We start from the raw sequence: 22,341 nt of genomic DNA on the forward strand, positions 1-22,341 counted from the left end.
CTTCTCGAAGCTGACCGGCGAACTGCGGACCCGGCTGGGGCTGCCGCCCACCCTCCGTTTCGCCGGCGAGGAGTGGGAGCTGTGGGACGAGGAGGAGTTGGCGATCGACCTCGACGCCGGCATCCGCGGCCAATACACCAGGGACATCCTGCTGCCCGGCGAGAAGCTGTATTTCGGCGGCTCCCGCTACGGCCGCGGCTATTACTCCGGCGAGATCACCGGGGACCGCGGCTTCATCGCGGACCTGGAACTGGGCATCACCCGCAAGAACCTGCTGCTGTCCTTCGACCCCATCATCCGCACCGACCTCACCCTGTACGGCTTCTACAACCAGGGCTTCGCCTACGACGTCGATCCCGATCATCCGCCGCGCCGGCGGGTGGAAAGCGCCGGCGGCGGCCTGCGCTTCGACTTCGAACGGAAGCTGCGGATGGAGGTCGAATATGTCCGCCGGGCCCAGCGCCGTCCGGGCGGCGTCGGGACCGACCCGCTGGACCGCCACGCGGTCTACTGGCGGGTCGGCAGCCAGTTCTGAATAAGGCCATTTCCAGGAAGAGAGGGGCTTGTCGATCATGAAGGCCGGCATCGGAACCCGCGGAAAGAAGCGCCGGAAGGGCGGCGCGGGCCGCACCAGCATCTCCGGACGCAACCCCGTCGCCGCGGGCGTGACCGTGACGCTGGTGATCGTGACGCTCGCCCCCGATGCGCTCGCCAATCCGCAGAACGGCCAGGTGGTGGCGGGACAGGCGACCATCTCGTCCTCCGGCACGCGGCTGGAGGTCCGGCAGTCGACCGAGCAGGCGATCGTCAACTGGCACAGCTTCAGCATCGGACCCGGCGAACATACCCATTTCCAGCAGCCGTCCGCGGCCTCGACGACGCTGAACCGGGTGACGGGGCCGGACCCGTCGTCGATCGCCGGGAGGATGTCGGCGAACGGACGGGTGATCCTGGTCAATCCCAGCGGGATCGCCTTCAGCCGGGGCGCGCAGGTCGACGTCAACAGCCTGATCGCCACCACCGCCGACATCGCCAACCGCGACTTCATGGAAGGCCGGCTGCGCTTCGACCGTGCGTCGACCAAGCCCGGGGCCGCCGTGAGCAACGAGGGCGAAATCACCGTGCAGGAGGCCGGCCTGGCGGCGCTGGTCGCCCCCTCGGTCGCCAATTCCGGCACCATCAACGCCAGGCTCGGCAAGGTCGTGCTGGGCGGGGCGGAGGCCTTCGTGCTCGACCTGCACGGCGACGGCCTGATCTCCTTCCAGATCGTGGAGCCCGCGTCTCCGGACGCGGGCGGTGCGGCGGGACGGCGCTCCGCGTCCAACAGCGGTACGATCCGCGCCGACGGCGGATTGGTTGAAATCACTGCCGCCGACGCCCGCGGCGTGGTCGACGGCGTGGTCAACATGACGGGCGTGGTGTCCGCCCGCACGGTCCACCGGACGGGTGGCAAGGTGGTGATCGGCGGCGGGCGCACCGGCTCCGTCACGGTCGACGGGCGGGTCGACGTGTCGGGCGCCGCGCCGGGACAGACAGGCGGCTCGGTCGCCGTCCTGGGGCAGGACGTCCGGCTCGGCCCGGCGGCGCGGATCGACGCGTCCGGTCAGGCCGGTGGCGGACGCGTCGAGGTGGGCGGCAGCCTGCAGGGCCGCGGGCCGCAGCCGAACGCCAGGCGGACGCGCGTCGACAGTGGTGCCAGGATCACGGCCGACGCGACCGGCTCCGGCAATGGTGGCACGGCGATCGTCTGGGCCGACGAATCGACCTGGTTCGCCGGCGCCATCTCCGCCCGCGGCGGCACCGCCGGGGGCAACGGCGGCTTGGTCGAGGTTTCGGGCAAGCAGCAGCTGGTCTTCCGCGGCACCGTCGACACGCTGGCACCGGCGGGCCGCGCCGGCACCACGCTGCTCGACCCCGTGGACATCGTGATCGCCTCGGCCGCGGTGAGCGACGACAGCCTGCTGGCGGGGGACGGCGTGCTTCACGGCGATACGATCTCCGGAGGCACCGCCACCTTCACGCCGACGGCGCTGGCGGGGCTGACCGGCGACGTCGTGCTGCAGGCCGCGCGTGACATCACCGTCACCGATCCGGTCACCTTCGGGGCGGGCGCAACCTCGGCCTCGCTGCAGGCCGGGCGCACCCTGTCCGTGAACGCGGCGGTCCAGACGACGGGCGGCGCCCGTCTCGACCTGCTGGCCGGCCGCAACTTCGATCCCGCCTATGGCGGTACGGCGGGAGCGCTGGTCACCACCGCGGCGGTCGGCGGCGGCGGGACCGGTGCCATCAGCTTCGCCGCCGGCACCGGCGGCATCACGCTGGGCGGCAACGTCACTGCCGCCGGAAGCATCTCCTTCACCCAGCCGGTGACGTTGGGTGGAACGGTGACGATCGACACGACCAATGGCGGCGCTGCGCCGGCCGGGGGCGCGGTGCAGTTCTCCGGCGCGCTCGACGGCAACGGCGCCGGCCTGCGGATCGACGCCGGCAACGGCGGCGCGCTCTCCGTCGCCGGTGCGGCGAGCAACCTCGCCGGCCTGACGCTCACCGGCGGCGGCACGGCGAACTTCCAGGGCAGCCTGTCCATCAATGCCGGCGGGGCGCTGGACCTGTCGGGCAAGACGGGGGGAAGCGTGACGGTGCACGGCGCGCTCGCCACGCCGGACCTGACCACCTCGGGCAACGGCTATTCGGTGGCGCTGCTCGGCGGCGGCACGGTCGACAACGCCGTCACCTTCCTCAACACCGGCACCGTCACGCTGGGCAACGAAGCGACCGACACGCTGCGCTTCACCGGCGGCGTCACGGCGACGGCACCGTCGTCGAAGGTTCTGGCGGGGCAGGTCCAGACGACCAACACCGCCATCGACTTCGGCACCAGCCCGACCCGGCTGACCGCCGATACCGTGCTCAGCTCCGGTTCCGGAGCCGTCTCCCTCGCCGCGGTGACGGCGGAGACCGACGGCGGCGCCGGGCTGACGGTCACGGGTTCCGGCACGACCAGCTTCAACGGCGCGGTCGGTGGGGCGGCGGGCGGCCCGAACCGGCTGTCGGCGCTGACGAGCAACGGCGGCGGCACCACCGTGCTCAGCGGCGACTCGGTGCACACCACCGGCAACCAGCTCTACGACGACGCGGTCCGGCTGGGCAGCGACATGACGCTGAGCGGGGTGGACGTCACCTTCTCCAGTACCGTCGACTCGGTCAGCAGCACGCCCCCGGCACCCAGGGCGCTGGTGGTAAGCGGCAGCGGCATCACCAGCTTCAACGGCGCGGTGGGCGGCACGAACCCGCTGTCCCGGCTGACGCTCACCGGCGGCGGCACGGCGAACTTCCAGGGCAGCCTGTCCATCAATGCCGGCGGGGCACTGGACCTGTCGGGCAAGACGGGGGGAAGCGTGACGGTGCACGGCGCGCTTGCCACGCCGGACCTGACCACCTCGGGCAACGGCTATTCGGTGGCGCTGCTCGGTGGCGGCACGGTCGACAACGCCGTCACCTTCCTCAACACCGGCACCGTCACGCTGGGCAACGAAGCGACCGACACGCTGCGCTTCACCGGCGGCGTCACGGCGACGGCACCGTCGTCGAAGGTTCTGGCGGGGCAGGTCCAGACGACCAACACCGCCATCGACTTCGGCACCAGCCCGACCCGGCTGACCGCCGATACCGTGCTCAGCTCCGGTTCCGGAGCCGTCTCCCTCGCCGCGGTGACGGCGGAGACCGACGGCGGCGCCGGGCTGACGGTCACGGGTTCCGGCACGACCAGCTTCAACGGCGCGGTCGGTGGGGCGGCGGGCGGCCCGAACCGGCTGTCGGCGCTGACGAGCAACGGCGGCGGCACCACCGTGCTCAGCGGCGACTCGGTGCACACCACCGGCAACCAGCTCTACGACGACGCGGTCCGGCTGGGCAGCGACATGACGCTGAGCGGGGTGGACGTCACCTTCTCCAGTACCGTCGACTCGGTCAGCAGCACGCCCCCGGCACCCAGGGCGCTGGTGGTAAGCGGCAGCGGCATCACCAGCTTCAACGGCGCGGTGGGCGGCACGAACCCGCTGTCCCGGCTGACGCTCACCGGCGGCGGCACGGCGAACTTCCAGGGCAGCCTGTCCATCAATGCCGGCGGGGCGCTGGACCTGTCGGGCAAGACGGGGGGAAGCGTGACGGTGCACGGCGCGCTCGCCACGCCGGACCTGACCACCTCGGGCAACGGCTATTCGGTGGCGCTGCTCGGTGGCGGCACGGTCGACAACGCCGTCACCTTCCTCAACACCGGCACCGTCACGCTGGGCAACGAAGCGACCGACACGCTGCGCTTCACCGGCGGCGTCACGGCGACGGCACCGTCGTCGAAGGTTCTGGCGGGGCAGGTCCAGACGACCAACACCGCCATCGACTTCGGCACCAGCCCGACCCGGCTGACCGCCGATACCGTGCTCAGCTCCGGTTCCGGAGCCGTCTCCCTCGCCGCGGTGACGGCGGAGACCGACGGCGGCGCCGGGCTGACGGTCACGGGTTCCGGCACGACCAGCTTCAACGGCGCGGTCGGTGGGGCGGCGGGCGGCCCGAACCGGCTGTCGGCGCTGACGAGCAACGGCGGCGGCACCACCGTGCTCAGCGGCGACTCGGTGCACACCACCGGCAACCAGCTCTACGACGACGCGGTCCGGCTGGGCAGCGACATGACGCTGAGCGGGGTGGACGTCACCTTCTCCAGTACCGTCGACTCGGTCGACACCACGGCCAGGGCGCTGGTGGCGAGCGGCAGCGGCACCACCAGCTTCAAGGGCGCGGTGGGCGGTGCTGATGCGCTGTCGGCGCTGACGAGCGACAACGGCGGCACCACCGTGCTGAGCGGCGTCTCGGTGCACACCACCGGCAACCAGTCCTACAACGACGCGGTGACGCTGAAGACGAGCTCCACGCTGACCTCCACGGCCAATGGACGGATCTCCTTCGGCGGGACGGTCGATCCGGAGTCCGACCTCGCGGCCGGCCTGGCGCTCGTCACCGGGGGCGACGTCGCGTTCACGGGGGCGCTCGGCAGCGCTTATCGCCTGGGGGCGTTGAGCGTCACCGGCGCCTACAACCTGTCGGCAGGCTCCTCCATCCGGGCGGCCAGCCTGTCTCACAGCGGCGGCGGCGGGACCAGCAACTTTGTCGGGTCGCTGGACACGAACGCTTCGCCCGGCATCTCGATCGTCAACGGCGGCGTCAGCATCGGCGGTCCGGTGAGGACCGGAAGCAACAACCTGGTCATTGCTGCCAGCGGCACGGGCCCGCTGGTCCTCGGCACCAGTTACGACGCCGGAACCGCGACCGCGCAGTTCGTCAGCGGCGGGCTCATCACGCAGACCGGCGGCACCATCACCGCCGGCACCCTGACCGGTTCGGCCGGAGGGTCCGCCAGCCTGACCCGGGCCAACAGCGTGACGACCCTCGGCGGCTTCACCACCGGCAGCGGCGGGTTCGCCTTCACCAACGCCTCCTCCCTGGCGGTATCCGGACCGGTCACGGCCGGCGGGGACCTGTCGCTGGTGGTTTCCAGCGCGGATGGAACACTGACTCTCGGCGGCGGCCTGTCGGCGGCCGGCCATGCGATCGGCCTGAAGGCGGGCGGATCGATCTCCCAGGCCACCGGCAGCGCCGCCGCCGCCCTGACCGCGCAGACGCTGCTGGTGAGGGCGGGCGCCGGCGGCAGCGGTTCGGCGGAGCTGACGAACCGCTCCAACGCCATCGCCTCGGCCATCGCCGGGAGCGCGGCGGGCTCCTTCGACCTTGCCAGCAGGGGCACCCTGACGCTCGGCTCGCTGTCGGCGGTGGGAGCGGTCGAAGGAACGGCCGGACTGGCGGCGACCGGCAGCGGCGGAACCGTCCGCCTGCAGAGCGAGACCGGCGACGTCGTCCAGGCGGGCGGCGCCCCGATCACGGCGACCACCCTGCTCGTCCATGCCGGCCGGTCGTCGGGCAGCGGCAGCGTCCTGCTGGCCGACACCGGCAACCGGGTGTCGGGCGGCGTGGCGGGCAGCGCCGGCCAGAGCGGCGGCGGCTTCACCTTCACCAACGTCTCCGGCATCACCGTCGCCGACGACCGCACCGTGACGGGCGCCGGCACCATCACGGCGCAGGCCGGCATCGTCGCAGCGGGATGGGACGGCGCCATCCGGCTTCGGACCCTGACCGGTGACATCACCCAGCAGGCGCAGGCCCCCCTGCGCACCACCATGGCGGATCTGCGGGCGGGGCTCTCCGGCGCTGGCTCGGTCGCGCTGGTCCGGGCGGCGAACATGGTCGGCGAACTTTCGGGGAGCGCCACGGGGAGCTTCGCGCTGTCCACCGGTTCCGCCCTGCGGATCACCGGCACCGGACTTGCCGCCGGCACGACCGCCCACCTGCAGGCGCAGGGCGGCGACCTGATCCAGGCGGCGGGGGCGAACCTTACGGCGCCGAAGCTGCTGGCGCAGGCGAGCGGCGGCATCGCGCTGATGAACCCGGGCAACGCGATCGGCACCGTCGCCGGGACGGCCGGAACGTCGATCAGGCTTCATGCCGGCGGCGACCTGACCGTCGGCAGCGTCGCGAGCCTCACGACCACCGAGGAGATCAAGGGGCTGACCGCCGCGGGCGACCTCGCCGAGATCAGGGTCGGGCGGCAAGGTGCCGGAAGCCTGACGCTGGACCAGCCGGTGCTGGCGACCGACAAGACCTTCCTGCAGGCCCGCGGGGCCGTGACGGTGTCCCGCCCCGGCCGCTTCACCTCAAAGACGGTGGTGATCGACACCACCGACGACGCATCCTTCGGGCCGGGCGACTTCGCCGCCGGCGACGCGTCGCCGGACTTCCTGAAGCTCGCGAAGCGGCGGCCGGCACTGAACGGCAATATCGCACTGGGCGAGACCTATGCGGGGAATTCGGAGTTCCGCCTGTTCGCAGGCAGCGGGACGATCACAGGCACCATCCATGCCAAGGGCCTGGGCGTCGCAGGCGTCGGCGGATCGGCAAGCCTGTTCGGCACGGTCGGCGGACGCCCCGGCACGGCCGCGGCGCAGCTGGTCTTCAAGCAGCTGCCCCGCGAGAACGCGTACAAGTTCAACAACTGCGCGATCGGCGGCGTCACCTGCGTCGTGCTGCCGCCCTTCGAACCGGTGCGCCCGGAGCCGACCCTCGCCGGCCCCCTCTTCCACCAGGTCTTTCCTCCGGCCGATCCGATCAGGGACAACCTGATCAACACCGGCAACGAAGACTTCATCCGCAGATGGACGAAATGATGCGACGACTGGACCGCGCACTGTTTCCGGCACTGTCCGGCCGGGTCCTGCAGGACGGGCTCCGCCGCGGTCGGACGCTGGCCCTGCTTGCCGCGGTGGCGGCAGCGGGTGGCCTCGGCCTCGCGGCCTGCGAGGGACCGCGGCACGACCCCGTGCCACGCCCGCAAAGCCCTGCGGGTGGCCAGGCGGACGACCAGGCCGGTGACTGGCGGGCGGTCGGAATGCTGACGAAGACCGCTGACCAAGGGAAGTTCTGCGCGCTCCGCCCCGTGCCGCCGGACATGCCGGACCTCGGCATCGACAAGGCCTGGCGCATCCAATGCGACATGCTTCCGCCGATCCCCGGCAAGCTGGTCCATCGCAGGTCGCCGCCCGGATGGCAGGCGACGGAGGACGACCTGAAGCAGATGCTGACGAAGGGCGCCTGGGCGACCCACGGCATGGCGCTGCTCGACTGCACGGGCAAGACGCCGGAAGTGAAGGCGCTTGGCGTCGGCGGGAGCCTCAGAGGCGCGGTACTGGAGTGCGAGGTGAAGTCCAGCAGCCTGTCCACGCTGGCTTCCCAAACTCATCCCGAGCCGGAATCCGACTCCTCCCCGGCATCGGAGTGGAGCGGGGACATACGGGCAGTGACTGCCTTCGCCGTGCCGGACGGAGAGGGGATCCACCTCGGTTACGTGGAACAGGGCCGCATCGGCGCGTGCAACTCAGGGAAAGACGACTCCGTCCCGGCTGTCCAGGCGGTCCTGGACAGAGCCCGGAACGTCGATCAGGGTCGGCAGGAAGAATGCGCGGGTAAGTTGAAGGGCTTTATCGGCAACGAGACGCAGTGGCGTAAACAACTTGAAATTGCAGGCGCGTACCACGATTTCGGCCTGTATTCCAACGCGGCCGGCAACTACAGCGACGCCAACCTGACACTGTTCACGCAGAAGGGCGTGCACGATCCGTCGCGCGCCGACGTCCTGCTTCAGCTCGCCCTCAACCTCAGCAACACCGGCCAGATCAAATCGGCCAAGGATACGTTGGAAGAAGCCGAGAGCCTGTTATGGGACATCGATCCTTCAGTGTCGGGCGGAGGCGCCCCCTCCTGGAAAAGAGTCATCTCCGACGTGCTGCTGCCGTTGAAAGCGCATCACTACTGTGTCGTCCATGGCTCCAACGAGATTGCGGCGTCATCGTCGGCCGAAGGGTCGGACCGGGAAAGCGCCGTCCGCAAGAAGATCGGTGATCTGATCGCGTCCTCGAAGACTGTCGAGAACACCTATTGCGAATTCATCGCCGAGGATGGCGCGCTGAAATCGACGATGCCCAGACAGCCGTCTTCCTGCTCGTGCGGAAATCTCAGCAAGAACAGGCCGGGGAACGCCGCGCCCTGTCCAAGAGACGTGCCGGCGACCCCCGAGAATGATCCCTGGTCACACTGTACCGCCCTGTTGCGCGGTCGGCCGGCAGCGTCGGCACCGGCCGACAGGCCCGTGCCGACGCTGGAGAACCGGGTCTTCCTCGACCCCCGGATTCCGCAGGCACGCTATGCGCTCTCCGAGATGCTGTATCATCGGTCCCTGCTCGAGGATGTCGGCGGCAACGCGGACGAGGCGGACCGGCTTCGCAGGGATGCCCGGCGCCTGCTGGTGAGCACTGGCCTCGCCGCACGCTCGACCGAGGCGCGGCTGCGTCAGGCCAGTGCCCGCAGCCATCTGGCGGCCGGCAATACGACCTCCGCCCTGTCGGACGTGGCATTCGCGCTGAAGACGCTCGAAGGTCTGAAGCCGGCCCCCGAGACGCCCGTGGACGAGCCGGCGCCATTCAAGGTCGACGATGTCGGAGCCGAGCTGCGCCGTCTCCCCCAGGCGGAGGCGCGGCTGGTCTTCCTCGCCGCGCAGGCCCTGGATCTGGCCGGGATCAGGGGGCGGACGGCCCGGCCCTGGAGACCGGCCGGGAGCTGTTCTCCAAAGCGGAACGGCTGTTCTACAGCCCGCCGCCGGCACTGCCGCAGAGCGCGATGCCGGATGAGCTGTATCGCCTTGCCTACCGCTTCCGCCGCGGCCTGTCGGATCATGCCATCGGCGCCTATCTCGACCATCTCTACCGCGATTTCGAACGGGCCGACGGTCCGGCGCGCAAGCCCCTGTTCGAGGCGATGTTCCGTGTCGCCCAGCTTCAGAAGCTGGGCGGGCTCCAGCTGTGCCGGCCGGCCTCCGGGAAGGCGGAGGGGTCCGAGAAGCCGGCCGACCTGGACGCGCTGTGCGACAGCCTGCAAGCCGTCGCCGAACGGGTCAACGACAGCCACCTGCCGCTGGACCGGCAGGGTAAGGCCCTGCATTCGTCGCCGGAAGGGAAACAGCCGGCGAAACGGGACGAGCTGGAGGAGAGGCTGAAGGATCTGCCTGCGCGCTTCGACAAATACTGCAGGAATAATCCCACCGGCTGCGCCCATATCCATGAGCAGGTCGTCGAGTATGGAAAGGTTCAGAACACGATAAGGAAGGCAGAGGAATCGTTCCTTCTTCTGACACCGACCCCTGCCCATGTCTATGGGTTCCTTGTCCGTAAGGACGAAGACCCCTGGATGTTCCGCGCGGACATGGACGCCCGGACATTGAACGACTACGCGCGCGCGGTCTGGCTCAGCGCCTCGGAGGTCACGCACAAGCGTGACCAAACCGGTGCAATCGAACCGAAGACGCTGGAGAATTTGAGGAACAAGAACCAGAAGAATAAATGCAGCTTCGGACCGAACGATCAGCGAGACGGGTATCTGTGTGCGGCGGGACTATACGAGACGATATTCCGCCACACCGTCGGCACGCCAGTTCGGGGAGGAGCATCCGGCACTCTGTCCGGTCTCCTGAACGACACCAGGCTCCTGTCCATCGTGGCCGGCGGCGATCTCGGCCGGATTCCGTTCTCGATCCTGCCCACCGACCGCAAGGCGCTGGAAGCGCTCATCGACGGTACGGAAGCGGCCGCAGCCGAGAAGTGGCCCTGGCTGATCTGGAAGCATGCCACCGCCTATGCGCCGACCGCAGCCGCCTATGTTCACAGCCGAAACATGGTGTACACGCCGTCGCGGAGTTACTCGATCTTCTCGGACCCGCTAAAACCAAGCACGCCGAGAGAAGCCGGCATCGCCTTCGAGTCATCCCGCTGTGAGTTGGACTACGAAAAAATACTCATGCTCAAGTCCACCGAGGCGGAGGAGATCGCACCACTCATCGCGAGATATTTTCCCCAGAGCAGCAACAACGGCATCTGTAACCTCAAATCCGGGCGAATGAACCGCTGCGAGCAGGGAGACAATACGATCAAGAATCTCCAGGATGTGGCGGCGACCAACAGCGGCGGGTACATTCACCTGTATACCCATGGCTTTGGTCCGGGCAAGCTCACTTGTGCTCGCGAGGCATCGATCCTGATGTCTCCGTCGAAGGACTCCGACGGCCGCTATCAGCTTCTGCTCAAGGAAAGCAGAATCATGGGAATGTCCTTCAAGGGCGCAATGATCGTTTCCCAGGCCTGCGACGTCGTACAGGGTGACGAATATTGGGTAGGACCAAACGGCTGGGACGGGCTGGCCAGAGCCTTCCTGTTTGCCGGAGCGCGAGGATTCATCGGCAGTTACTGGCAATCGGACTACGATTCTTCCAACGAGATCATGCTGCGTCTGTTCGAACGCATCGGCCGCGACGGGATGGAGCCCTGGCAGGCCCTGTGGGAGGCGCAGAAATCGATCATTCGCGCGCCCAAGAGTAGATACGATTGGTCTCATCCATACTACTGGGGGAATTTCGCGATCGGTGGAAATCCGATCTGATCAGACCTGAGAAAACCGCAGTGATCCCGTCAAAGGAGATCAATCATGTTCTTCAGCAAACGGCTCAAATATCTTCTCACACTCCTTGGGGTCCTGGCTTTCATGCAGACCCAGTCCTTATGCGCACAGGAAATGTCACCCGAAAAAAAGGCTGCCATGTGCCAGTTGGGACGCCATTTGCTTCCCAACAACCCGGGCTATAAGAAGAAATGCGAATGCAAGCCAAGTCCCACAGAAAACTGCACACTAGCCGCACCTGACCTCGATCCAAGGCAGGTGGCTAGAACCAAACATGGTGTCCACATACCATCAGGCAATATACCAGAGCCATTGGCCAATCTGCTGTTTGCATCTGTGAATCTGATATTTGTATCTGATCCTCGGGAAGACATCTGCATTTCAGTCAATTACCGTAAAGGAATAGTGACAGATGAAGATGCAGCCAGTTTCAGAAAAGCCATGGTAGCGTTCATTAACGGTAACGGCGGCGTCCCAAATAACCTGCACTTCAGAGAGGTAGGTTCAAATGCTGCCTTGAGCGGGAAAGGCATTGAGGGGACAGACAATGCCGCCGTTGTTTTTACAAGCGGAGTGTGCAGAAGGCAATAAAAAACTGAATTCAACCGCCAATTGATCATGAATATCGAGGACGCGCCATGAATGACAACAACAAGAGTGAAAACAATACAATACCAGCACTCACATTTGTAGCTACAGCATGTTGCGCACTAGCTGCAGGGCTACAGTATTATGCCGCAGAAAGTCAGTCCAATACTTCAGAATTCACTCTCGCTATGTCTATGTCAGAAGAATTCAGCGAAATCACAGATACTGTATATCGTGTGAGAGAAGAGTATGATTTCGATAATCGCGTTAAAGATGTCAATTACAGAGACACCGCGAAAAAAACACTCGACAAACTTGAAATAATGTCAGCTTACGTCAATGATCGAAAGATCGGAGAAAGGATATTTGATTTGTGGCGAAAAGTATATAGCAGCGCTATCATAGAGCTATCGGATTTTATTATTGATGCTCGATCCGAAAAAAATGGTGATAATTATATTGAAATAGTGACAACGTGCAAAAGCTATAAACTTGACTGTTTCAGAGTTCTATCTGGAAAGCAAAAGACGTCGGTCGCGAGTAAAAAGCGAAAGATGTCGGTTGCGAGCGGAGAGAGAGATCTCTGACCTCTCCGGCTGCAACGGCGGAACGACCACCGCAGGGGCCACCCTCCATACCGGCGCCCCGTTGCCCGTTGCCCCGTTGCCCGGCGGACGATGCCGCCGGGCAGATCGATCGACTGATGGCGCAGGGACAACCTGTCCAGCCTATCCCCTCCCCCGCTTCTTCCAGCTGACCGGCAGCCGCCCCAAATCTGCACTGGGCGGCGCGCAATCGTCTCATCCGGGTGTTGCGGCGTCGCCATGGCTTGACGGAGGAGGCCCCTTTCCCGCACTTTCCAGGGCACAAGGGGGATCATCATGCCGATCATTGCGATAGCCAGCACCAAGGGCGGTCCTGGGAAGACGACGCTTGCGGTCTGTCTTGCCGACTGGTGGCGCCGCCAGGGAAAGCGTGTGACCTGCCTGGATACCGACCCCAACCGCAATCTGTTGAGCTGGATCGGCAAGCGGGCCGACGACGGGCTCGACTGCCGGGCGGTGGGCGAAGACGACGTGATCGCCGAGGCGCGGGCGGCGGCGAAGGTGGCGGACATCGTCATCATCGACGTCGCCGGCTTCCTGGCGCGGGGACTGCTCTATGCCGTCGGCGTGGCCGACGCCGTGCTGATCCCCTGCCGCCCGGCCAAGGGCGACGTCATCGAGGCCGGCCGCACCCAGCAGCAGATCAACAATGCCGCCGACCTCTCGGGCCGCAGCATCCCGCATGCCGCGGTGCTGACCCAGGTGAACCGCCGCGCCTCGGTCACCAGCCACAGCCGCGGGCAGCTCGCGGCGCTCGGGATCCCGACGCTGGCCGCCGACTTCCCGCTGCGCGCAATCTATCAGGCGGCGTGGTACCAGGGGGCGACGCCGATCGAGCTTGGCGACAATTCCGCCACCACCGAGATCCAGGCGATCGCCGGCGAGGTCGAACAGATGCTGGAGGCCCGCTGATGGCCCGCAAACGGCAGCTCGAATCCATCGACGCCGACGAGCTGAAGCGCATGCTGGAGCCGGCGGCTGCCCGGCTTCCGTCTTCTGCCGCCCCGGGCGCCGCCCCAGGACCCGCACCGGCCGCCAAGCCGGCGCCCAGACCGGTGGTCGAGGCTGGGGGAATGAATGGCGAGGTGTTGCCGCCGCCGACCCTGGCGCGGCCATCCGAACTCTTCGCACGCGAAGACTTTGCCAACGAGATCCGGCGGCTGTGGACACGCGGGCAGCAGACCTTCATCGAGGTCGGCCGCTATCTGATCCACGCGAAGGCGCGGCTGCCGCACGGCGAGTTCATGGCGATGGTGGCGGCCGATCTTCCCTTCCAGCATCCGACCGCCAACAAGCTGATGAGCGTGGCGCGGCTGGTCGATGGCGGCGAGGTCGATACCCGGCTGCTGCCGCCCTCCTCGGAGACCTGCTACCAGATCGCCACGCTGACCGATGACGAGCGCAAACGCGCCGTCCGGGAGGGGGTGATCCGGCCGGAGATGCGGCGCGAGGACATCGTCTCGTTCAAGAAGCGGCTGCGCGTGCGCACGCGGCCGGAGACGGAGCAGAAGCGGGCGGAGCTGGCCCGCCTGCTCGCCGAACGTCAGCGCATCGAAACGCGGATCGCCGCCCTGCGCGCCGAGCTGGGAGACGAGGCGGAGGATTGAGGCGCCGCCCGCCGGCCCGTTCCGGCCGAAAATGACGAAGGGCGGTGACGAAGGCTCGTCACCGCCCTTTTTCGTGGCCGCCGGCTGCCGCGCGGGCTTACAGCGGCTTGATGCCCTGCCGGTAGGTGAACAGCCCGGACCGGTCGTAGGCGGTCTTCACCTGCCGCAGCCTGGCATAGTTGCTGCCGTAATAGGCGGTGGACCAGTCCGTCAGCGACGGATCGGGGAAGTTCTGGAAGGCGCCCGTTCCCTTCGCCATCGCGTTGACGGCGGCGTAGAAGCGCTCCTGCCAGGCGAGGTTCTCGTCGACCAGCGCCTTGGGGTCCTTGCGGTCCCACCAGTTCACCTCGGACGAGAACAGCCAGTCATAGCCGCGGTGGACATAGGCGGTGGCGCCGGCCGCCGTGGCGTTCACCTTGCCGCCGACCTGGAAGAACTTGAAGGCGTTGGGCATGGAGGTGCCCGGCATCAGGCGGGCCAGCCCGACCATCGCGGCGACGGCGTCGGGCGTGATGTCGGCCGCCCGCATGTAGGACGACTTTTCCTGATAGAAGTAGGGGTAGGTGAACTCGCTGAGGAAATCCTGCGCCGGCCAGTAGGGCATGTCCCTGTGGATCGTCTTGTCCGACGCATCGAGCAGCACCGGGCCGATGATGTCCTCCAGCGGAACCTTGCATTTGTGGAGCTGCCCGAGGAGGGAGACGGTCAGCGGCGGGCCGCCGCTGCCGCGCGCCGGCCTGGTGACGCTGATCTTGCTGCCGAACTCCGGCGGCGCTTCGGCCAGCCGCGTCAGCAGGCTGTGCAGCACCTCCTCCACCTTGCCGGTCCAGGTGATGTTGAAGACGGTGGCCGTCTCCACCGGGAAGGTCTGCAGGGTGAAGGAGGTGTTGATGCCGAAATTGCCGCCGGCGCCGCCCCGGCAGGCCCAGAACAGGTCGCGGTCGGCGCCGCTGTCGGAGATGTCGCGCCGCAGTTCGCCGTCCGCCGTCACGATGCTGGTCGCCTGCAGCAGATCCGACCCCATGCCGTACAGGCGCATGTTGAAGCCGATGCCGCCGCCGAGCAGGAAGCCGGCCGCCCCGACCGTCGTGCAGCGGCCATGGGTCAGGCTGCGGTTCAGCCGCTCCAGCGCCTGATAGACCGCGCCGTTGATGGCGCCGCCGCTGACCTTCACCAGCCCATCGCCGCCGGGCACCAGCGAGATGCCGCTCATCGGCGTCATGTCGATCAGCAGACCCGGGGTGGTGGAGAAGCCGGCATAGTTGTGGCCGCCGCTGCGCACGGCGAAGCGGACGCCATGCTTCCTGACCCAGTCGACGCAGGCCTTCACGTCGTCGTCGCTGGAACAGCGCGCGATGGCGGCGGGCAGCGTGCGGAAGCGCAGGTTGTTCGGCCGGGCATAGTCGCCGAAGAACGGGTCGTCGGGCAGCACGACGCCGCCCTTCACCGCGGCGGCAAGGTCCTTGAGCGCCGAGGATTCGATCCGGCGGGCGGCGCCGTCGACCGCGGCGCCGGCGGGGAACGGGAGGGTGGTGGCCAGTGCCGATGCGGCGGCGAAGCGGCCGGCTCCGACGAGGAAGGTCCGGCGGCTGGGCTGGAGGGGAATGAGCATGGCGTCTCCTGCTGTGTTTTGCCGGAGACTCTACAACCGATAACGATGATGAGAAAACCGCCTGCTCGCATGGGGCGAACAGGCGGCGGGGTACGGCCGATAAATTGAAGGGGTTCGGGCGGAGCCGCCGCCGGATCAGCCGGCGGCGGCTCCGCCCAGGATGTCGAGCATGAAGGCCGGCAGCGCGAAGCTGGCAACATGGATATCCGGCGTGTAGTAGCGGGTCTTCAGCCCCGCAGCGGCGAACCGCCCGCGGATCTCCCCGGCCGTCCTGCGGCGCAGGGCCGCATCGTCGGTCGCCCAGCCGAAGGCCATGAAGCCGCCGTAATAGGTCGGCACCGGCGCGACGAAGAAGGAGGCGTCGGCGAACAGCCGGCCCAAGCGCTGGTGGCTGCTGCGCAGCTCCTCCGGCTGGAGGAAGGGGACGCCGTTCTGCGTGCACAGGATGCCGCCCGGCGCCAGCCGCGCCTTGCAGTCGCGGTAGAACTCCTCGGTGAACAGGACCGCCCCCGGCCCATGGGGATCGGTGGAGTCGACCAGGATGACGTCGAAGCTCTCCGGCGTCTCCTTCACGAAACGGCAGCCGTCGGCGATCACCAGTTCCGCCCGCGGGTCGTCGAAGGCCCCGGCACTGATGGCGGGCAGATATTCGATCGACAGGTCGACGACGCTGCGGTCGATCTCCACCATGGTGGCCCGCTCGACGCCGGGATGCTCCAGCACCCGGCGCAGCAGGCCGCCGTCGCCGCCGCCGATGATCAGCACGCGCCGCGCCGCGCCATGCGCCAGGATCGGCACATGGCCCAGCATCTCGTGATAGACGTGCTCGTCGCCCTCGGTGGTCTGGATCACGCCGTCGAGCGCCATGACGCGGCCGAGCAGGGGGTTCTCGAAGATCACCAGGTCCTGCAGGCCGGTCCTGTCGCGATGGAGGACGGTGCCCATGCGCAGGCGCTGGGCGACGTCCGGATACAGCGTCTCGGTGTACCAGCCGCTCATTCGCCGATCTCGCCGCGCAGCAGTTCGTCGCAGGTGATGCCGGTGGGGGTGAAGGCGCGCTCCAGCACCGGGATGGTCTTCATCGGTTCGGCGTCGCCGCACATGAAGACGTCGAGCGCCGCATAGCCCCGCTCCGGCCAGGAGTGGATGGAGATGTGGGATTCCGCCAGCACCGCCACGCCGGAAATGCCGCCGTTCGGGGTGAAATGGTGCAGGTGGATGTGCAGCAGCGTGGCGCCGGCGACGCGCACCGCCTCGACCAGCGTCTCGCGCACGTGATCGAGATCGTCGAGCCGCGACGCCCCCCACAGGTCGATGATCAGATGGGTGCCGGCGAACAACCTGCCGTTGCGTGAGATGAAATGGTCCTTCTGGGCCTCCCCGCCCTCGCCGGCGGTCCAGGGTCCCTGGGTGATGTTGGACTGGCCGGTGGCCGGATGGTCCGCCAGCGCCGTCCTGCACTGAGCCGCCCGGTCCGTCCCCGTCCGGATGAGAGCAGCGGATTTTGCCAATTTCGTATCCCCCTTCAGCGTTGCGTGGTTGTGGTCGATGGCGGTTGCCCGGCCGCGGCGGGCGGACGGACGGTTCGCGGAGGCCGGCAGCCGGCACGGCGCTGGCGATGTGGCGGTGACAGGTGTCAGGCTTGGGTGGTCCCCGGGGCCTGGATGTGTCGGGCCCCGGACGGATCGGTGCGATCCCTACGCGCCGAAATCCGGGGCGGGCGTGCCTGCAAGCATGCGGCCCGCGCGTTGGAACAGTCGGATATCGGTACGAGCAATCATCATGATGGCCGGGATCATGGCCGAACCCGCGCCGGAATTCAAGACCCTGTCGCCCCTGCCGGCACAGCCCGAAAGATTGGCCGAAGCCCCGTGCCGGACGGCCAGCATCGCCGTTGCGGGCCGATTGTAACGCGCCGGCCAGGCGGCTGGCTTTCCTGTCGCCTGTTCCAGGACGGACTTGGCGGGCACAGGCACGTCTTCTTTCCGGAACTCGAACACCAGACGGTGCGCTTCCATTGGTCTTCCCCGTGCAAGGAGCGGCGTCTCATTCCTTGGACGGGCTTCGCGCCGTCTCCTCTTCCAGGGCCAGCAGGATGTCCACCAGATCGGCCTCGCTCACCAGCCGGGCCGCCTGCGTCGGCGCCAGCCAGCGCCGCCGGCGCTGGTCCTTCTCCGGCCAGTCGTCCAGCTCCCGCGTCACCTTGAGAAGGAAGACATCCACCCGGCAGGGCACCCACGTCGTTTCCGTCAGCCGCTTGTCATAGCGGAAGGACCCCAGCGGCCGCTTGGACGCCTTGCCGACGATGCCCGCCTCCTCATAGGCCTCCAGCGCGGCCAGCTTGTGCGGCTTCACCCCCTTCTTCGGCCAGCCCTTGGGGATGATCCAGCGCCGTGTCTCGCGCGAGGTGACCAGCAGAACCCGAGGTCCGCCGTCGGTCATGCTGACGGGCAGGGCGGCATACTGGGTGCGGGGCTTGGCGTTTTCCATGATGATGGATGAACAGCGGGAAGAGGATCTTGATCCCGCGGCCCCCCATGAACAGTTGTTCATGTCCCTCTTCCGGGCAGGGCTGTGTCGCCCGGCGGCCGGATTGTGCGCCGGGGCCGCGCCAGGCTGTTGCGCAGCGGCCCCGGCTCGGCGACAATTCCGTGCCCGCCGCCCCGAGCCCGCCGCCGCATTTCCCGCTGTTCCTGACACTGTCCGGCTGCTGATGATACCCAACTCGCGGTTCGCTTCCGAATCCGCCCAGGCCCCTTCCCCCTCCACCGGCCGCTGCCGGCAGGCGGGGGCGGAGGATTTTCTGCGCTTCAGGTAATTGAACGATGGCCGACGGCACTCTCCGTCTGAATGGCACGGCGGCAGCCTCACGCAACCGCCGCCGCGATCGTCGTCGAAAAACGGCTTTTGTGCGCGGTACGGATCGCGCATAAAGGCGGCCAGTACAATTTTATCTGCCGAGGCATCGGTGATGTCATCCCTACAGCCGAATATCGCCTGCCCGCATCCCGACGATCATTTGCGGACCGGTGGCCGGGCGTATGATGAGAAACGGTATCATGAGGCGGTGACGGCATTATCATGCCACCTCGATCGGCACCCCGGCTGTGCGGAGGCCCTTTTCAACATCGGCGCCGCATTGGAAGCAGCCGGTGATTTTGCGAATGCCGCAACGCAGTTCCGTGAAGTAACGAGGCTGTTCCCGGATCATCTCGAGTCCTGGCAGCGCACGCTGATGGCGTTCGCCAAATCCCGCCAGGCCGATCCGTTCGCCGACACTCTCGTTTCGTTCATCAGGGCCTGCGAAGAGCACGGCATCTTCTGGAAGTGGCCCTACTACATGCTCCAGCATGCCTGCGAGCATCACATGGCACAAAACGAACCGGCGGTCGCCTTTGCCTTCTTCAATGCGACGATCGGCCGGTCCCAGCACTATGGCCGCTTGCACATGTGCTGGTTCATCTTCCTGTTCGGCGGCTACTTCATACGGACCGGCGACACGGAGAATGCCGCCAGATGCCTGAACTTCGCTGCGAAGGAGGTGAACTTCCTGGTCCATGCCTGCTTCGGTGACGAGTTCAACCAGCGCATCGGTTCGGTGCCCGACGATCTCCTGCACCGTTTCGAGCGGAGCATCGTCTTCGACGGCGAGGACCCGACCGGACATCCGGGCAGCGGGTGCGTCGTCCTCAGTGCCTGCGATGCGGTCTATTTCAAACGATTCGGCCTGTTGATGGCCCTGTCCATCGACCTGTTCTCCCGGGAACCCCGGATCGTCCACTTCCACGTCGTCGATGCCGACGACGGATGCGATGCACTGGTGGCCCGCCTGAGATCGATCATGCGCAAGACCCGGATCGGGTACAGCCGGCAGCCCGATTTCCAGGACCTTCCGCGCGAGGACCGCATCACCTACTTCACATGCTCTCGCTTCATGGTCGCCGACCGGGTCATGGATCGCTACCGGCTTCCCGTCATGATCGCCGATGTGGACGGGCTGTTCCTCGACGACCCGGTTCTGTTCGCAGACCAGCTTTCCGCGGAAGCGCCCCTCGCCCTCCTCTACAGCCCGGAGCGCCTCGACTCCCTCTACAACGGCGTGGGCGGCGGATTGGTCGGGATTTACCCGACGGGGGCCGCAACGGCGGTGCTCGACCTCGTCAAGCGGTACATGCTCTACTGGTACGATCGAAAAAAGATGGTGTGGTTCTTCGATCAGTTGAGCTGGGTCTGCGCCATCGAGGAGGCCAAGCGACGGAACTGGAACCTGCCGATAACCCGTCTTCGCATGGATCGGGGCCGGATCACGCTGGGATCGGCCAAGTTCTTCCAGGTCTTCGACGAGAAGAAGGAAAGCGGCTTCGACGAGACGCTCCAGTCATTCCTCGAGGAGGTCGCCGCCCTCTGGCAAGCCGGCGCGCTTTCGCCGGTCGAGGCAAGGACCCGGTACAAATCCTTCTTCGGCCTCGACGACATGTAATCGCCGGCGGCGACCGCCGCCACACCGCACCTGCGGCGGAACCAGACCGCTGAACGCCGCCCGGTCCGGCCGCCGGGCGGGCGGGGCCGGCGTCAGATCCGCGTCAGGTGGTTGTCCCAGCGATAGGCCGGCAGCCGGTGCCCGTCTCCCGCCACGGCGTCCGGGACGGCGACCGTCTCGACCATGCCGAGGCCGCTGGTGGCGAGGAAGCCTCCGCCGGCGGGCGCGACGCCGCAACCGTCGGGCAGCGCCGCCGCCCCCAGCCAGCGGCCGTCGGCGGCGTCCCACAGGCCGATCAGCCCGCCCTTGGGCGAGCTCGCCGCGACGACGCTCCCCTCGGCCGCGACGCTGCCGATATAGCCGTCGAGCCGGGTCAGCACATCCTCGGGCGTGGCGAACAGGCGGACCGCCCCGCTGCCCGGCCGGTGGGCGCCCGTCAGCGGCTGCAGCTCGCCGGTCGGGCGCTCGTCCTGGGTGCCGAAAGCGACGCCGCCGTCGGGCAGGGCGGCGAGGTGGCGGATGCCGAGGTTGCTGTGCTCCTCCGGCAGCCGCAGCTTGTCGAGCAGCCGGCCGCTCGCCGCCTCGACATAGGTGAGGGAGGAGTCCATGTCCTCCAGGTTCAGCTTGGCCCGGCCGGTGTCGGGGTGGGTGATGACGCCGCCGTTGGCGACCGCCAGCACGCCGCCGCCGATCATCACCAGCTCGTGCGGGCCGAGGCCGTGGGTCGGCAGGGCGTCCAGCCGGCGATAGCCGTCGGCGGCGTCATAGACGGCGATGGCGCCGGCCTCCTTCGGCACGTCGTCCTCCGCCACGAACAGCAGCCGCCCGTCGGGGGAGAAGGCGCCATGGCCGGTGAAGCGGCGGTCCTCCGGCGCCTTCACCACCGGGCCGGCGGCGCCGTCCGCCAGCGACAGCGGCAGGAACCAGCGGCCGGGACGGCGGGCGAAGGCCACCGCCTCGGCCCGCACCGGGTTCGGCACCACCGCATGGGCGCGGCCGGGGGTGGCGGTGGCGAAGCGCAGGCCGCCCGCCGCGTCCAGCGCCGCCACGCCATAGGCGGGGGAGGCGTCGGCGGTGGCGTAGGCGTTGAGATAGAGCGGGCCGGCGGCGGTCGCCGCCCGCACCGGCCCCGTCAGGGCCGCCAGCAGCCCGCCGCCCAGCAGGGCCAGGACGTCCCGGCGCGTCGCCGCGGTCATGGCTCAGTCCCCGTCCAGTTCGTTGAAGCCCAGCGTGATGTCGAGCAGCGGCGCCATCGTCACCACGATCTCCGCCCGCACCCCCTTCACCGCGCGCAGCGCGCGTTCGACCGCCTTGCGCCTGCCGGCATCGGCGACCGCCTGGGGCAGCGGGCCGGGGATCGCCTCGACCGCCATCAGGGCGTCGGCCAGCGCGGCGTCGATCGCCTCGCGGGCGTTGCTTCCGTCCGGCGTGCCGGGCAGCAGCGCCGTGTAGCCGGGGCCGCCGTTCTCGCCCAGCATCAGGCCGCGCAGGGCCTGCAGGTTCAGGGCGATGTTGCGCACCGACCGGCCGCTGCGCAGGGCCTCCGCCACCGCCGGCTTGGCGCTGGCGAGGTCGGCGCCCAGCGGGGCCAGCAGCTTCTGGTCGGTGATGACCTGGACCTGGGTGATCGCCGCGGTGAACAGGGCGTTCAGCGCCCAGGTGGCGTCGGGGCCGAGCGCGGTCTGCCGGTTGGCGGCCAGCGGCGCCTCCATCGCCGCCCAGTCGGCGCGCAGCTCGGCGGCGATGGCGGCGAGGTTGCGGCCGGCCGCGGCGGCCAGCGCGCCGCGATAGCGTCTGGCGTCGTCGCCGTCGAAGTCCGCCGCGGTCACGCCCTCGTCGAACAGCAGGCGCTCCAGCACCGTCAGCCCCTGGACGGCGGCGCTCTGGCGGCCCAGCGCGCCGGGCTCCAGCAGTTTGGGATCGCGGTTGTGCAGGAGGGTGCCGATCTGGCGCTGGACCACCCCCGGCCGCTCCGGCCAGAAGGAGAAGCGGTCGGCGCGCAAGCCGGCCATCAGCGGGCCGGGGCGCAGGTGCTGCACCCCCTCCCAGGCGTCCCACACCGCGCCGTGCGCCTCGCGGCAGGCCTCCAGCCCGGCGGGGGAGGGGGCGGCGGCGAAGCGCTCCAGCCGTTCGGCGGACTGCGCGGTGGCGGCGACCAGCGCATCCAGCCGCGGCAGGATGTGGGTGCGGACCATGCCGGCCATCACCTCCGCGTCCCGGGCGGCCTCACGGGCGGCCAGGGCCGGCAGAGGCGGCAGCAGGGCCGCGACGGCGGCGGCCGACATCAGGCCAAGCAGCAGACGGCGCTTCATCATCCTCGTTCCCATCCTTCCCCCGGCCGGC

The 22,341-nt window shown here is 68.1% G+C and carries 16 protein-coding genes; 9 read left to right on the forward strand and 7 right to left on the reverse strand.

Annotated elements, in window-relative coordinates; genetic code table 11:
• From DEW08_RS31385 to DEW08_RS25050, 8 genes are all read left to right on the forward strand, one after another.
• Positions 1–535: ShlB/FhaC/HecB family hemolysin secretion/activation protein (locus DEW08_RS31385; protein WP_281262079.1), on the forward strand; the 535-nt coding region annotated here is incomplete at its 5' end.
• 37 nt (positions 536–572) lie between these two features.
• Entirely contained in the window at positions 573–7,271 is a 6,699-nt protein-coding gene (locus DEW08_RS25035; protein WP_245987034.1) for a two-partner secretion domain-containing protein, read from the forward strand.
• On the forward strand, positions 7,259–9,652 hold the full coding sequence (locus DEW08_RS32895; RefSeq protein WP_245986983.1) for a hypothetical protein: 2,394 nt from the start codon (positions 7,259–7,261) through the stop codon (positions 9,650–9,652). The genes DEW08_RS25035 and DEW08_RS32895 overlap by 13 nt, the downstream gene beginning before the upstream one ends.
• Positions 9,653–9,858: 206 nt before the next feature.
• Positions 9,859–11,088 carry a CHAT domain-containing protein gene (locus tag DEW08_RS25040; RefSeq protein WP_245987035.1) on the forward strand — a complete coding sequence of 410 codons (1,230 nt, stop codon included), beginning with the start codon at positions 9,859–9,861 and terminating at the stop codon, positions 11,086–11,088.
• 45 nt (positions 11,089–11,133) lie between these two features.
• Positions 11,134–11,697: a hypothetical protein gene (locus DEW08_RS30840; RefSeq protein ID WP_146214762.1), complete on the forward strand. Its 564-nt coding sequence runs from the start codon at positions 11,134–11,136 to the stop codon at positions 11,695–11,697.
• 47 nt (positions 11,698–11,744) lie between these two features.
• Positions 11,745–12,281: a hypothetical protein gene (locus tag DEW08_RS30845; RefSeq protein ID WP_146214763.1), complete on the forward strand. Its 537-nt coding sequence runs from the start codon at positions 11,745–11,747 to the stop codon at positions 12,279–12,281.
• Between the two features lie 294 nt (positions 12,282–12,575).
• On the forward strand, positions 12,576–13,211 hold the full coding sequence (locus DEW08_RS25045; protein WP_109332485.1) for a ParA family protein: 636 nt from the start codon (positions 12,576–12,578) through the stop codon (positions 13,209–13,211).
• Positions 13,211–13,906, forward strand: a complete 696-nt coding sequence (locus DEW08_RS25050) for a DUF3102 domain-containing protein (RefSeq protein ID WP_109332486.1) — start codon at positions 13,211–13,213, stop codon at positions 13,904–13,906. Before DEW08_RS25045 ends, DEW08_RS25050 begins: the two co-directional genes overlap by 1 nt.
• A 97-nt stretch (positions 13,907–14,003) precedes the next feature.
• Here DEW08_RS25050 and DEW08_RS25055 read toward each other — a convergent pair whose 3' ends face one another.
• The 5 genes from DEW08_RS25055 to DEW08_RS25075 all read right to left on the reverse strand — a co-directional run bounded on the left by DEW08_RS25055 (position 14,004) and on the right by DEW08_RS25075 (position 18,008).
• On the reverse strand, positions 14,004–15,518 hold the full coding sequence (locus tag DEW08_RS25055; RefSeq protein ID WP_109332487.1) for an FAD-binding oxidoreductase: 1,515 nt from the start codon (positions 15,516–15,518) through the stop codon (positions 14,004–14,006).
• Positions 15,519–15,653: 135 nt separating this feature from the next.
• Positions 15,654–16,517 (reverse strand): polyamine aminopropyltransferase, encoded by an 864-nt coding sequence (gene speE, locus DEW08_RS25060; RefSeq protein WP_109332493.1) that lies wholly within the window; start codon positions 16,515–16,517, stop codon positions 15,654–15,656.
• Positions 16,514–16,933: an adenosylmethionine decarboxylase gene (speD, locus tag DEW08_RS25065; protein WP_245987036.1), complete on the reverse strand. Its 420-nt coding sequence runs from the start codon at positions 16,931–16,933 to the stop codon at positions 16,514–16,516. The genes speE and speD overlap by 4 nt, the downstream gene beginning before the upstream one ends.
• 282 nt (positions 16,934–17,215) lie before the next feature.
• The gene (locus DEW08_RS25070) at positions 17,216–17,536 is read right to left on the reverse strand and encodes a hypothetical protein (protein ID WP_109332495.1); all 321 of its coding nucleotides are present in this window, start codon (positions 17,534–17,536) and stop codon (positions 17,216–17,218) included.
• A 28-nt stretch (positions 17,537–17,564) separates the two neighbouring features.
• The gene (locus DEW08_RS25075) at positions 17,565–18,008 is read right to left on the reverse strand and encodes an NUDIX hydrolase (RefSeq protein ID WP_109332496.1); all 444 of its coding nucleotides are present in this window, start codon (positions 18,006–18,008) and stop codon (positions 17,565–17,567) included.
• Between the two features lie 481 nt (positions 18,009–18,489).
• On the opposite strand from DEW08_RS25075, the gene DEW08_RS25080 reads away from it, so the two are divergent.
• Entirely contained in the window at positions 18,490–19,998 is a 1,509-nt protein-coding gene (locus DEW08_RS25080; RefSeq protein WP_109332497.1) for a tetratricopeptide repeat protein, read from the forward strand.
• Positions 19,999–20,090: 92 nt separating this feature from the next.
• Here the strand turns inward: DEW08_RS25080 and DEW08_RS25085 are convergent, their stop codons facing one another.
• Together DEW08_RS25085 and DEW08_RS25090 are read right to left on the reverse strand one after the other, a co-directional pair.
• A complete protein-coding gene (locus DEW08_RS25085) occupies positions 20,091–21,194 on the reverse strand; it encodes a DUF1513 domain-containing protein (RefSeq protein WP_109332498.1) in 1,104 nt (367 codons plus the stop codon).
• A 3-nt stretch (positions 21,195–21,197) separates the two neighbouring features.
• Complete coding sequence (locus tag DEW08_RS25090) at positions 21,198–22,313, reverse strand: imelysin family protein (RefSeq protein WP_245986984.1); 1,116 nt, start codon at positions 22,311–22,313, stop codon at positions 21,198–21,200.
• Between the last annotated feature and the right edge of the window lie 28 nt (positions 22,314–22,341).

This window comes from Azospirillum thermophilum (assembly GCF_003130795.1).
GTDB classification, from domain to species: Bacteria; Pseudomonadota; Alphaproteobacteria; order Azospirillales; family Azospirillaceae; genus Azospirillum; species Azospirillum thermophilum.

Coding starts and splice junctions, on each gene's coding strand:
- DEW08_RS25035 (WP_245987034.1), top strand. CDS start 573: ATGAAGGCCGGCATCGGAACCCGCGGAAAGAAGCGCCGGAAGGGCGGC.
- DEW08_RS32895 (WP_245986983.1), top strand. CDS start 7,259: ATGGACGAAATGATGCGACGACTGGACCGCGCACTGTTTCCGGCACTG.
- DEW08_RS25040 (WP_245987035.1), top strand. CDS start 9,859: ATGGACGCCCGGACATTGAACGACTACGCGCGCGCGGTCTGGCTCAGC.
- DEW08_RS30840 (WP_146214762.1), top strand. CDS start 11,134: ATGTTCTTCAGCAAACGGCTCAAATATCTTCTCACACTCCTTGGGGTC.
- DEW08_RS30845 (WP_146214763.1), top strand. CDS start 11,745: ATGAATGACAACAACAAGAGTGAAAACAATACAATACCAGCACTCACA.
- DEW08_RS25045 (WP_109332485.1), top strand. CDS start 12,576: ATGCCGATCATTGCGATAGCCAGCACCAAGGGCGGTCCTGGGAAGACG.
- DEW08_RS25050 (WP_109332486.1), top strand. CDS start 13,211: ATGGCCCGCAAACGGCAGCTCGAATCCATCGACGCCGACGAGCTGAAG.
- DEW08_RS25055 (WP_109332487.1), bottom strand. CDS start 15,518: ATGCTCATTCCCCTCCAGCCCAGCCGCCGGACCTTCCTCGTCGGAGCC.
- speE (WP_109332493.1), bottom strand. CDS start 16,517: ATGAGCGGCTGGTACACCGAGACGCTGTATCCGGACGTCGCCCAGCGC.
- DEW08_RS25070 (WP_109332495.1), bottom strand. CDS start 17,536: ATGGAAGCGCACCGTCTGGTGTTCGAGTTCCGGAAAGAAGACGTGCCT.
- DEW08_RS25075 (WP_109332496.1), bottom strand. CDS start 18,008: ATGGAAAACGCCAAGCCCCGCACCCAGTATGCCGCCCTGCCCGTCAGC.
- DEW08_RS25080 (WP_109332497.1), top strand. CDS start 18,490: ATGTCATCCCTACAGCCGAATATCGCCTGCCCGCATCCCGACGATCAT.
- DEW08_RS25085 (WP_109332498.1), bottom strand. CDS start 21,194: ATGACCGCGGCGACGCGCCGGGACGTCCTGGCCCTGCTGGGCGGCGGG.
- DEW08_RS25090 (WP_245986984.1), bottom strand. CDS start 22,313: ATGATGAAGCGCCGTCTGCTGCTTGGCCTGATGTCGGCCGCCGCCGTC.